Origin of the sequence: uncultured Friedmanniella sp. (assembly GCF_964244285.1) — a bacterium.
Taxonomy (GTDB): domain Bacteria; phylum Actinomycetota; class Actinomycetes; order Propionibacteriales; family Propionibacteriaceae; genus Microlunatus.
The window spans coordinates 673,682-685,550 of the sequence record NZ_CAXTHT010000002.1 but is presented as its reverse complement, the minus strand read 5'-3'; the positions used below and the strand labels follow the sequence as shown (position 1 = coordinate 685,550).

Genomic DNA, 11,869 nt, shown 5'->3' with positions numbered 1-11,869 from the left:
GTCGCCCTGGTCTGAGGAGGATTCTCGTGTGTGCCGCGTGCGGAGTGGCCGGTCACGTCCCGGCTGCCGACCTTCCCGCCGAACCGGTCCCGCTGTCGGCACCGGAAGCGCCGCGACGCTTCGCTGCGCTGCGGAACCGGGACTGCCGGCCGTACCTGGTGGGCAGCGGCCTGGCCATGATGGCCGACAACGTCGAGCACGTCATCACCTACTGGGTGCTGTGGCAGCAGTTCCACTCCGAGGCGCTGGTCGGGTTCCAGGTGATCAGCCACTGGGTGCCGTTCCTGCTCTTCGCCGTCTGGTTCGGCGGCCTGGCGGACCGCTACGACTGCCGCCGGGTGATCCAGGCGGGCCAGGCGCTGTTCATGTTCGTCTCGGTGGCATGGGGCGTGCTGTTCCTCACCCACAGCCTGCACATCTGGCACGCCTGCGTGCTGCTGGTGCTGCACGGCATCGCCGGGGCGCTCTGGGGGCCGGCCGAGCAGCTGATGCTGCACGACTTCGTCGGGCCGGCCGAGCTGCCGAGCGCCGTCCGGCTCAACGCCACGTTCAAGAGCCTGGGCATCCTGTTCGGCCCGGTGGTGGGGTCGGCGCTGCTGCTGGGCCTGGGACCCACCTGGGGCATCTTCGCCAACGTCGCGATCTACCTGCCGCTGACCCTGTTCCTGACCCGGACCCGCTTCACCGGACATCTCCGCGACGGTGCGGTCACCCGGGCCCGGATGACCATCGCCGACGCGTGGCGGACGCTGCAGGGCGTCGCCGCGGACCACACCCTGGTGTCGATGATCGTGCTGGCCGGCCTCGGCTCGTTCTTCGTCGGCGCCTCGCTGCAGTCGGCGATGCCGATCTTCGCCGCCGACCTGGCCGGCGGGTCCGGCAACAGCGCGTACGGGGTGCTGCTCTTCGCCACCGGGGCCGGCGGGGTGCTGGGCGGGCTGGTGCTGGAGGCGACCGGCTGGATCCGCCCCAGGGTCTCTGCGGCGGTCGCGGCCACCGCCGTCTACGGGCTGGCGATCCTCGGGTTCGCCCTGACCCACAGCTACGTGCTCGCGCTCGGCCTGCTGTTCGTCCAGGGGGTGGCCAACCTGGCGTCGATGTCGATCAGCCAGACGGTGGTCCAGCTGCGCGCGCCGGCCGAGCAGCGGGGTCAGGTGGTCGGGGTCTACACGATGTCGGCGAGCGGGCTGCGCGCCGGCAGCGGCCTCACCGTCGGCATCTTCGGCACCGTGGTGGGGATCCACACCTCGCTGTCCCTGAGCGCGATCGCGCTCTGCGTCGGCACCGTGCTGGCCGCCCTCTATGCCGCCCGCAGCGCTCGCGGCCGGCTCGCCCGAGCAGCAGGAGCCGCGTGATGTCGATGCCGAGCCTGGCGATCACCGGGGTGACGGGCCACGTCGGTGGGCTCGTCGCCCGCCAGCTCGCTGCGGCTGGCGTGCCGCTGCGGCTGCTGGCCCGCTCGCCCGAACGTGCCCCCGACCTGCCGGGCTGCCCCGTCGCCGAGCTGTCCTACGGCGACACCGACCAGGCGCAGCAGGCGCTGGCCGGGGTGGAGGTGCTGCTGATGGTCTCGGCGGCCGAGAACGCCAACCGGCGCACGCAGCACCTGGGGCTCATCGACGCCGCCGCGGCCGCCGGCGTCCAGCACGTCGTCTACACCTCCTTCGTCGCCGCGGGTCCGGAGTCCACCTTCACCCTGGGCCGCGACCACGGCGCGACCGAGCAGCACCTCGAGACGTCCGGGATGGATGCCACCATCCTGCGGGACAGCTTCTACCTCGACTTCCTGCCCGACACGGTCGGCGAGGACGGGGTGATCCGCGGTCCGGCGGGCCACGGTCGGCTCGCCGCCGTGGCCCGAGCCGACGTCGCCCGCTGCGCCGCCGCGGTGCTGCGGGACCCAGCGCGGCACCGCGGCCGTCACTACGACCTGACCGGGCCGGAGGCGCTGAGCCTGGCCGACGTCGCCCGGGTCCTGACCGAGGTGACCGGCCGGCCGACGACCTACCACGACGAGACCGTCCCGGAGGCCTACGCCTCCCGGGCCTCCTACGGGGCGCCGGACTGGCAGCTCGATGCCTGGGTCAGCACCTACACCGCGATCGCCGAGGGAAGTCTGGCCGCGGTCAGCGACGACGTGCGCCGGCTGACGGGCCGGTCGCCGCTGAGCCTGCGCGAGGTCCTCGTCGGTCGTCCCTGAAAAACTCACGCCAGATCCGTCGACACACCGGCGCGCTCGGCGTGTCGGGCCAACTGGAGTGAGTTTCTCAGGGGAGTTGGTCAGACAGCGGTCTCCGGGGCGAGCGACTCGTCGCCGTGCCGGTCCACCGCCGCCCGCTGGCGGCGCCGGTCGAGCAGGGTCATCGCCGGCGTGGCGGTGATGCCGTGCACGACCACCGACGCCGCCACCGCAAAGGCCACGATCGCCCAGAGCCGGTCCGGCTGGGCGAAGTCGGCGTGCTGCAGGGCCCAGCCGACGTAGAACACCGAACCGATGCCGCGGACCCCGAAGAAGGCGATGACCGCCCGCTCCCGCGGACCGGTCCTGCTGCCGAGCAACCCGAGCCATCCCGTCAGCGGACGCACGACCAGCAGGACGGCGAGGACGACGACCACGTCCAGCGGCCGCAGCGGCGCCAGCAGGCCCCGGGCCAGCGCTCCGCCCAGCAGCACCAGGATGAGCACGGTGAGCAACCGTTCGAGCTGCTCGATGTAGGAGTGCAGGACCCGGTGGTAGCCGTGGCTGCGCTCGGCGGCCCGCAGGGCGCAGGCGCAGACGAAGACCGCCACGAAGCCGTAGCCGTGGAGCAGCTCGGCCAGGCCGTAGGTGCCGGCGGTGACGGCGAGGGCGACGAAGCCCTCCGCGTGGTCGGCGAAGCGCAACGGCCGCACCGGTGAGTTGAAGAACAGCTTCCCCAGCAACCAGCCGGCGCCCACCCCGACCGCCAGCCCGGCTCCGAGCCGCCAGGCCACGTCGACCGCCAGCCAGTGGCCGAAGCCGGCCCAGCCCAGCCCGGTGGTGGCGATGGCCACGGCTGCGTAGGTGAACGGGAAGGCCATCCCGTCGTTGAGCCCGGCCTCGGACGTCAGCGCGAACCGGGCCTCGTCCTCGGCCGGAGCGTCCTCCTCCTCGGCCGGTTCGGCGACCTGCACCTCGCTGGCCAGCACCGGGTCGGTCGGCGCGAGCACGGCGCCGAGCAGCAGGGCGGCGGCCAGTCCGAAGCCCAGCAGCCAGCCCGCCAGCAGAGCCACGACCGCGATCGAGCCCACCATCGTCAGCCCGATGAGCCGCCAGGTCGTGGCCCAGCGCCGCCAGCCCACGGGCCGGTCGAGGGCCAGCCCCGCCCCCATCAGCGAGACCAGCACGCAGACCTCGGACAGGTGCGTGGTCACGGACGCGTGCGCCTGCGGAACGGGGCTCGGCAACCCCGGCACGAAGGTGAACAGTCCCATCCCCAGCGCCAGGAACACCATCGGCATCGACACCGGCACCCGGCCCAGCACCCGCGGCAGGAGGGCGGCGGCGAACGCGGCGAGCCCGACGGCGAGGAAGAGCAGGCCGGGGCTGTCGAGGTTGATGACGAGCTCCTGGCGGGGTGAGGGTCAGCTCGCCAGCGGCGAGGCCCCGGAAGTGTAGTCGGGAGCTCGTGGTCCACTACGCGGGGGCGACGACCACCGGACGGGGCCCGCCGTCCGACGCCGCCGCCCAGGCGGTGGCGACGTCGGCGAGGTCGTAGGCCTGAGCCGCCACCGTGACCGCGCCGTTCGCGATCAGCTCGAGGTAGGCGGGGATCTCCCGCCCGAGCACGGCGAGCGGCGTGGACCCGACCCCGCTGCCGCTGATCCGCAGCCGACGACTGCGCAGCAGGGCGGCCGGGACCCTGGCCTTGGCCCCGCTCATCGCCCCGATCTCGACGTAGGAGACGTCGGCGGTGTCCTCCCCATCCCGCGGCGTCCGAGCGCCGCGAAGGCCGTCTCGGCCACCGTCCCCCCAGACGAAGTCCAGCACCAGGGTCGGCGCCTGCCCGGCGAGCGCCTCCACCATCGCGGCGGTGTCCGTCGCCACGTCGCCCGTCAGCGCGAGGGCCTCGGCGCCCATGCTCCCGGCCCGGGCGAGCCCCTCGGGGTTGCGACCGACGCCGACCACCCGTTCCGCGCCCACCGCCAGGGCGTTCTGCACCGCGAGCCGACCCGCCGCCCCGGTCACCCCGAGGATCAGCACCGTCCCCAGCCTCTCCACCTCGGCGGCCCGCGCCCGCAGCGGCAGCCAGGAGGACAGCCCCGGGTTGACCCCGGCCGCCACCGGCACCGGATCCGCGTCCGCGGGCAGCGGGAAGCCGAGGCCGGCCGGTACGGCCATCCGTTCGGCGAAGGTCCCGTACGGTGCGCGGACGTACCCCGTGTAGACGAGGGTCCCCTCGGCCGTCCGGGCGACGGCGTCCAGGCCGGGGATGAGAGGCCAGGTGCCGGCGCTGGCGTAGTGCCCGCCGCCCGCCACCGAGCGGACCACCGGGTGGATCCCCGCCGCGACCAGCGAGACGAGCGTTTGGTCGGCCGCCACGACCGGCTCGTCGAACTCTCCGTACACCGGCCCGCTGCCTGCAGACCGGACCACTGCTGCCTTCATGTCTGCTCCTTAACAAAGTTAAATGGTGGGCCCAGTCTGCTTTAACGTTGTTAAGGTGTCAACGTGAAGCCCGCCCTGACCCGAGCCGACCTGGTGCGTGCGGGGCTCGAGGTCCTCGACGCGCACGGCATCGAGGGGCTGACCGTCCGGGCGGTGGCGGCACGGCTGGGCGTCCAGGCGCCCGCGCTCTACTGGCACGTGCGGAACAAGCAGGACCTGCGCGACGAGATGGCCACCGAGATCTGGCGTCGGATCAGCGCGACCCTGCAGGTCCTGCCCCCCGACATCGGCTGGACGCAGGAGATGACGGCCTTCGCGACCACCACCCGAGCCGAGCTGCTCTCCCACCGTGACGGCGCCAAGGTGTTCAGCGGAACGTACCTGAACGACACCGGCGTGCTGCACCGGCAGGAGGCTGGGCTGGCCCGGATGATGGCCGAGGGCTTCACCCTGGCGGACGCGCTGCGGGTCTGGTCGCTGGTCTACAGCTTCACGATCGGCTTCTGCATCGAGGAGCAGTCGGTCCGCCAGGCCGTCGCGGCGGGCGACCCCCGCTACAGCCTCGAGGCGCGGGAGGAGCGGCTCAGCGACGGGGAGCACCCGCTGGTGGTGGCCGCCGGCCCGGAGCTTTTCGGCGACCCGGACGCCCGGTTCGCCGACCTCGTCGCCGTTCTCGTCGAGACCGCCGAGCGGCTGCGAGCCCACACCTGACCGGACGACACCCGGCCGGACGACGCCCCACCGTAGGCCCGGTTCAGCCGGCGAGACCCAACGGAGCGGGCGTCCGCTCCGGCAGCAGCCGGGCCCGGACGCCGATGTCGGGGTTGTCGGTGAAGAAGGAGTCCAGCCCGGCGTCCAGGTAGCGGCGCAGCTCGCCCTCCAGATCTCCGACTGCGTACGGGTCGTCGCTGCTGCGGAACTGCAGCGGCAGGAACTGGTTCTCACGACGGAAGGTCCAGCCGCACAGCTGCAGCCCGACGGCGTGCGCCTGCGCGGCCAGCGGGGTCGGCGCGAGCAGCCGTCCGGTCGCGTCCCGCGGGATGACCAGGTTCTTGTCCACCCCGAGGACCTCCGCGTAGCCGCTGATCTGGCGCAGTCCCGCCGGACTGACCAGGTCGGCGTAACGGCGCGGGTCGCCCGTGCTCGCCAGGTCCCAGGGCGCTCCGGTGCTCTCGATCAGCTGCAGCAACGGGATGGAGGTCTGGCGGGCCAGCCAGCGCAGGTTGGTGGTCTCGAAGCTCTGGATCATCGCCGGGTCGTGCCGGTCGACGAAGCCGGCCGCGGCCAGCTCGTCCAGCAGCCGGGCCTCCAGCGGCAGCCCGAGCCCCGCGAAGTAGCTGGGGTGTTTGGTCTCGGGGCAGATACCGATCCGCCGACCGTCCACCGTCCGCGACGCGGCCGCGAGGGCCGCGACCTCGGCGAGGGTCGGGATCTGGTGCCGCCCGTCGTGCTCGGTGTTACCCGGCCGCGCCAGCGGCAGCCGCTCGACCGCCCGCAGGGTCCGGAGCTCGGCCAGGGTGAAGTCCTCGGTGAACCAACCGGTGCGGGTCACGCCGTCGATCATCTTGGTGGTGTACCGGCCAGTGAACTCCGGGTGCGCCGCCACGTCGGTGGTCGCGCTGATCTCGTTCTCGTGCCGGGCGACCAGCTCACCGTCCGCCGTCGCGACGACGTCGGGCTCGATCTGGTCGGCGCCCTGGGCGATGGCCAGCGCGTACGCGGCCAGCGTGTGCTCGGGACGGTAGCCGCTGGCCCCCCGGTGGGCGATGAGGACCGGGGGGAGCCGGGTCGAGCGCAGCCCGTTCGGCCGGAGGGGGCTGACCCGTGGGCTGCGCGCGAGGAGCATGGTCGCCATGCCAACAGTTCGGAGCGGACGGCCGGTGGCGCCGACCGCACCTTTCGGCGACCAGACGGTGAACGTTTGCCGTCCGTGACGGTCGTCTCGTGTTCACCTGAGGGTGCCAACCTGAGGACCATGGACGTGCAGCGACGTGTTCTGGGGCCCGCGGCGGTCCGCTGGAACGACTACGTGGGGACGGCGGCCGCCGACGATGCGGACGCCTTGCTCGACCGGCCCAGCCTCTACGAGCTGGCCGGCGTCGACCGGGGACGGTTCACCATCGTGGGCATCGACCTGTCGATCTGGGAGACCACCACCACCGTGCAGGTCTACGCCGTGGACCGCATCGCCCACCGGCTGGAGTCCCACGCCGACATCGAGGAGCTCGCTCGGGCCCAGGGCGAGATCCCCGTGGTGCAGTTCGAGATCCCGGAGCAGCAGGTCGAGGAGTTCCTGTCCGACGCCTTCCGCCGCATCTCGCTGCGGCTCGTCGCCCGCGGGGTCCGTGAGCACCAGCTCGTGGTCACCCCGGCCGCCGACTGAGCCGGCGGGCCACCACGACCGTCGCCTCGCGCTCCTCGTCGCGGCGGACCTGCGGCGCCAGACCAGCGGCCAGGGCTACTGCGGTGAGCGCGGGCAGCTGGGCCTCGCCGCACTCGACCAGCACCGTGCCGCCGGTCGCCAGCCACGTCGGCGCCCCGGTCAGCACCCGACGCAGCACGTCCAGCCCGTCCGCGCCGCCGTCGAGGGCCACGGCCGGCTCGTGCTCGCGAGCCTCGGCCGGCATCAGCGGGATCGCGCCGGTGGGCACGTACGGCGCGTTGGCCACCAGCACCTCCACCCGTCCGTGGAGCGTCATGGGCAGGGCTGAGTAGAGGTCGCCGGCCAGCACGGTGGCCCGGCCCCACAGGTTCTCGGCCGCGCACGCCACGGCAGCCGGCTCGACCTCGGTGGCGTACAGCTCCAGGCTCGGCCGAGCGGCCAGCAGCACCAGGCTGATCGCGCCGGACCCGCAGCACAGCTCGACCACCACGTTCCCCGGCCGAGCGAGGGCCAAGGCCTCACTCGCCAGCAGCTCGGTCCGCCGCCGGGGCACGAACACCCCCGGCCTCAGGGCCACCCGCAGCCCGGCGAACGCCGCCCAGCCCAGCACCTGCTCCAGCGGCAGCCCCTCGTCGGCGCGCCGGGCGACCAGCAGGTCGAGCTCCGCGGTCGAGCCGGCCGCGGCCTCCTTGAGCAGCTCCGCCTCCTCCTCGGCGTAGACGCAGCCGGCGGCCCGCAGCCGGGCCACCAGCGCGAGGTCCGGGCTCCCGAGCATCCGCTGAGGCTATCCGCTAATACCCCGTCAAGAGCCGGCAAGAGGCCGTCAAGACGAGGCGGCGCAGGGCGGACCGGGCCTGTGATGGACCCATGAGTCTGTTGTCCCTCGGCCTGATCCTCGCCGTCGCGGCCCTCGTGGTCTACCTGCTGGTCACCCTCGTCTTCCCCGAGCACTTCTGATGGGCGACACCGCCGCCGGGCTGCTGCAGATCCTGGCCCTGCTCGTGCTGCTCGCCCTGGTCTACGTGCCGCTCGGCGACTACCTCGCCGCGGTGCTGACCCCGGCCCGGCACAACCGGGCCGAGCGGGTGACGTACCGGCTGATCGGGGTCGACCCGGACGGCCAGCAGGACGCGCGCAGCTACACCCTGGCCGTGCTCGGCTTCTCCGCGGTCTCCATCGTCGTGCTGTTCGCGATCCTCGTGGGGCAGGCCCACCTGCCCTACAGCCGCGGCCTCGCCGGGATGCCGTGGGACATGGCCCTGAACACCGCCGTCTCCTTCGTCACCAACACCAACTGGCAGTCCTACGCCGGTGAGTCCACGCTGGGCTACACCGCCCAGATGGCGGGGCTGGCCGTGCAGAACTTCGCCTCCGCGGCGGTCGGCATCGCCGTCGCGGGGGCGCTGATCCGCGGCTTCCTGGCTCGGCGGACCGGCGACCTCGGTAATTTCTGGGTCGACCTGACCCGGGTCACCTACCGCGTGCTGGTACCGCTCTCGGTCGTCTTCGCGGTCGCGCTCATCGCCGGCGGCGTGATCCAGAACTTCGCCCCCGACCACACCCTCACGACCCTCGCCGGCGGCACCCAGACCCTGCCCGGCGGCCCGGTGGCCAGCCAGGAGGCGATCAAGGAGCTGGGTACCAACGGCGGCGGCTTCTTCAACGCCAACTCCGCCCACCCGTACGAGAACCCGAACCCGGTCACGAACTTCCTGCAGATCTTCTCGCTGCTGGTGATCCCGGTCGCCCTGACCCGCACCCTCGGGACCATGCTGGGTCACCGCCGCCAGGGCCACGCGGTGCTTGCGGCGATGGCCGTCCTCTGGGGTGCCGCGCTGGCCCTCACCACCTGGGCCGAGGTCGGCACCCACGGTCTGGCGCCGCAGGCCGCAGGCGCGGCGATGGAGGGCAAGGAGACCCAGTTCGGCACCTGGGCCAGCGCCCTGTTCGCCGTCAGCACCACCGGCACCTCGACCGGAGCGATCAACGCCCAGCACGACTCGCTGACCGCGGCCGGCGGAGGCACGGTGCTGGTGCACATGCTGCTCGGCGAGGTCTCCCCGGGCGGCACCGGGTCCGGGCTCTACGGGATCCTCGTCGCCGCCGTGCTGACCACCTTCGTCGCCGGGCTGATGGTGGGCCGGACGCCGGAGCTGCTGGGCAAGAAGATCGGCGCCCGCGAGATGACCTACGTCGCCCTCTACGTGCTGGCCACCCCGGCGCTGGTGCTGCTGGGTCTCGGCGTCGCCATGGCCCTGAAGAGCACGCCGGACGCCATGAACAACGCCGGTGCGCACGGGCTGAGCGAGGTCTTCTACGCCTACGCCTCGGCGGCCAACAACAACGGCAGCGCGTTCGCCGGCATCACCGTGACGTCGACCTTCTTCCAGCTCACGCTGGCCCTCGCCATGCTGGCCGGCCGGCTCGCACCCATCGTCCTGGTCCTCGCCCTCGCCGGCTCGCTGGCCAAGGCCGGACCGGTGCCGGTGACCGCCGGCACCCTGCCGACGACCACTCCCCTGTTCGTCACCCTGCTCGTCGGCGTCATCCTCCTGGTCACGGGCCTGACCTTCTTCCCCGGGCTCGCGCTCGGGCCGATCGCCGAGGCGCTCTCATGAGCTGGCCCGATGGTCGCGCTCCGCGCTCCGGGGTCCTGGGCTCCGCCCGATCTCACTCGTTCGTCCTGATCTCGGACAACACAGTCTCGCGTCCCAACAGCCAAGCGTGTCGTCGGAAATCCCTCCTCACTCCCGAGAGGCTCCGCTCGTGACCGTCTCCCTTCCCACCACGACGTCCGCCGACCCGGGGTCACCGACCGGCGTCGAGCCGACGCGCCACCGCCGCAACGGTGCTGACCAGCTGCCGCTGGGCCAGCAGCTCCTCTCGGCTTTGCCCGAAGCGCTGCGCAAGCTGTCGCCGGTCCACCTCTACCGCAGCCCGGTGATGCTGATCGTCTGGATCGGCTCCGTGCTGACCACCATCGCCGCTGCGGTGCAGCCGGGCGTCTTCACCATCGCCATCGCCGTCTGGCTCTGGCTGACGGTCATCTTCGCCAACCTCGCCGAGGCGGTGGCCGAGAGCCGCGGCCGGGCCCAGGCCGCCTCGCTGCGGGCCACCCGGACCGACACCACCGCCCGCCGGATCGAGACAAACGGCATCGAGGTCGAGGTGCCCAGCACCCTGCTCGAGGTCGGCGACCGGGTCCGGGTATCCGCCGGCCAGGTCATCCCCGGCGACGGTGACGTCGTCGAGGGGGTGGCCAGCGTGGACGAGTCGGCCATCACCGGCGAGTCCGCCCCCGTCATCCGCGAAGCGGGTGGTGACCGGTCGGCGGTCACCGGCGGCACCACCGTGCTCAGCGACGAGATCGTCGTCGCCATCACCGCCGCGGCCGGGGAGTCGTTCCTGGACCGGATGATCGCCCTGGTCGAGGGCGCCGAGCGCCGCAAGACCCCGAACGAGATCGCGCTGTCGATCCTGCTGTCGAGCCTGACCCTGGTCTTCCTGCTCGCGGTGGCCACCCTGCAGCCGCTCGCGGCCTACTCCGGGCAGCGCCAGTCGGTGGTGGTGCTGATCGCCCTGCTGGTCTGCCTGATCCCCACCACCATCGGCGCCCTGCTGAGCGCCATCGGCATCGCCGGCATGGACCGCCTGGTGCAGGCGAACGTGCTGGCCATGTCCGGCCGGGCCGTGGAGGCCGCCGGTGACGTGAGCACCCTGCTGCTGGACAAGACGGGCACCATCACCTTCGGCAACCGGCGCGCCTCGGCCTTCGTCGCCATGGCCGGGGTCTACGCCGACACCCTCCGGGACGCCGCCCGCTGGTCGAGCCTGGCCGACCAGACCCCCGAGGGCCGCTCGGTGGTCGAGCTCGCGCTCGAGCAGGGCTCCGACGACGCCGACCTGCCCACCGGCGCCACCTACGTGGCCTTCTCCGCCAACACGCGGATGTCGGGCATCGACGTACCCGGGCGGCAGGTCCGCAAGGGCGCCGGCTCGGCCATCTCGGCCTGGGTCGGGGTCGACACGCCGGGACTGGCCGGGGTCGTCGACGGCATCTCCGCGACCGGTGGTACCCCGTTGGTGGTGGCCGAGCGGGTCGAGGGGTTTGAGCCCCACGTGCTGGGCGTCATCCACCTCAAGGACGTGGTCAAGCCGGCCATCCGGGAACGCTTCGCCGAGCTGCGCTCGATGGGCATCCGGACGGTGATGATCACCGGCGACAACCCCCGGACGGCGGCCGCGATCGCTGCGGAGGCAGGGGTCGACGACTTCCTGGCCGAGGCCACGCCCGAGGACAAGCTGGCGTTGATCAAGACCGAGCAGGCCGGGGGCCGGATGGTGGCGATGACCGGGGACGGCACGAACGACGCCCCCGCGCTGGCCGCCGCCGACGTCGGGGTGGCGATGAACTCGGGGACGGCCGCGGCCAAGGAGGCCGGGAACATGGTCGACCTCGACTCCGACCCCACGAAGTTGATCAAGGTCGTGGAGATCGGCAAGCAGCTGTTGATCACCCGCGGCGCCCTGACCACGTTCTCGATCGCCAACGACGTGGCGAAGTACTTCGCGATCATCCCGGCCATGTTCTCACGCGTCTACCCCGACCTGCAGACGCTCAACATCATGCGGCTGAGCTCGCCCTCCTCGGCCATCCTGTCGGCGGTGATCTTCAACGCCCTGGTCATCGTGGCGCTGATCCCGCTGGCCCTGCGCGGCGTCCGCTACCGGCCGGCCTCTGCCGGCGAGGTGCTGCGCCGCAACCTGTTGATCTACGGCGTCGGCGGCATCGTGGCTCCCTTCATCGGCATCAAGATCATCGACCTCGTCGTCTCCCTGATCCCTGGAATGGGCTGATC

General features: G+C 72.5%; 10 protein-coding genes. 6 read left to right on the top strand and 4 right to left on the bottom strand.

Going from position 1 to position 11,869, the window contains the following annotated elements; all coding sequences use genetic code 11:
- Window positions 1–26 precede the first annotated feature (26 nt).
- Both ACFE7W_RS07565 and ACFE7W_RS07560 read left to right on the top strand, forming a co-directional pair.
- Complete coding sequence (locus ACFE7W_RS07565) at window positions 27–1,355, top strand: MFS transporter (protein ID WP_375424132.1); 1,329 nt, start codon at window positions 27–29, stop codon at window positions 1,353–1,355.
- A complete protein-coding gene (locus tag ACFE7W_RS07560) occupies window positions 1,355–2,200 on the top strand; it encodes an SDR family oxidoreductase (RefSeq protein ID WP_375424131.1) in 846 nt (281 codons plus the stop codon). The genes ACFE7W_RS07565 and ACFE7W_RS07560 overlap by 1 nt, the downstream gene beginning before the upstream one ends.
- 80 nt (window positions 2,201–2,280) lie before the next feature.
- On the opposite strand, the gene ACFE7W_RS07555 is transcribed toward ACFE7W_RS07560, so the two are convergent.
- Entirely contained in the window at window positions 2,281–3,558 is a 1,278-nt protein-coding gene (locus ACFE7W_RS07555; RefSeq protein WP_375424230.1) for a cation:proton antiporter, read from the bottom strand.
- A gap of 97 nt (window positions 3,559–3,655) precedes the next feature.
- The gene (locus ACFE7W_RS07550) at window positions 3,656–4,627 is read right to left on the bottom strand and encodes a zinc-binding alcohol dehydrogenase family protein (RefSeq protein WP_375424130.1); all 972 of its coding nucleotides are present in this window, start codon (window positions 4,625–4,627) and stop codon (window positions 3,656–3,658) included.
- A 63-nt stretch (window positions 4,628–4,690) separates the two neighbouring features.
- Here ACFE7W_RS07550 and ACFE7W_RS07545 point away from each other — a divergent pair, with 63 nt between their 5' ends.
- Complete coding sequence (locus ACFE7W_RS07545) at window positions 4,691–5,338, top strand: TetR/AcrR family transcriptional regulator C-terminal domain-containing protein (RefSeq protein WP_375424129.1); 648 nt, start codon at window positions 4,691–4,693, stop codon at window positions 5,336–5,338.
- A 43-nt stretch (window positions 5,339–5,381) separates the two neighbouring features.
- Here ACFE7W_RS07545 and ACFE7W_RS07540 read toward each other — a convergent pair whose 3' ends face one another.
- A complete protein-coding gene (locus ACFE7W_RS07540; RefSeq protein ID WP_375424128.1) occupies window positions 5,382–6,482 on the bottom strand; it encodes a glycerophosphodiester phosphodiesterase in 1,101 nt (366 codons plus the stop codon).
- A gap of 126 nt (window positions 6,483–6,608) precedes the next feature.
- Between ACFE7W_RS07540 and ACFE7W_RS07535 the strand changes: the two genes are divergently transcribed.
- The gene (locus ACFE7W_RS07535) at window positions 6,609–7,010 is read left to right on the top strand and encodes a hypothetical protein (RefSeq protein WP_375424127.1); all 402 of its coding nucleotides are present in this window, start codon (window positions 6,609–6,611) and stop codon (window positions 7,008–7,010) included.
- On the opposite strand, the gene ACFE7W_RS07530 is transcribed toward ACFE7W_RS07535, so the two are convergent.
- Window positions 6,991–7,785 (bottom strand): putative protein N(5)-glutamine methyltransferase, encoded by a 795-nt coding sequence (locus ACFE7W_RS07530; protein WP_375424126.1) that lies wholly within the window; start codon window positions 7,783–7,785, stop codon window positions 6,991–6,993. The genes ACFE7W_RS07535 and ACFE7W_RS07530 overlap by 20 nt on opposite strands.
- 181 nt (window positions 7,786–7,966) lie before the next feature.
- Between ACFE7W_RS07530 and kdpA the strand changes: the two genes are divergently transcribed.
- Both kdpA and kdpB read left to right on the top strand, forming a co-directional pair.
- Entirely contained in the window at window positions 7,967–9,628 is a 1,662-nt protein-coding gene (gene kdpA / locus ACFE7W_RS07525) for a potassium-transporting ATPase subunit KdpA (protein WP_375424125.1), read from the top strand.
- 241 nt (window positions 9,629–9,869) lie between these two features.
- A complete protein-coding gene (gene kdpB / locus ACFE7W_RS07520) occupies window positions 9,870–11,867 on the top strand; it encodes a potassium-transporting ATPase subunit KdpB (RefSeq protein ID WP_375424229.1) in 1,998 nt (665 codons plus the stop codon).
- Window positions 11,868–11,869 lie beyond the last annotated feature (2 nt).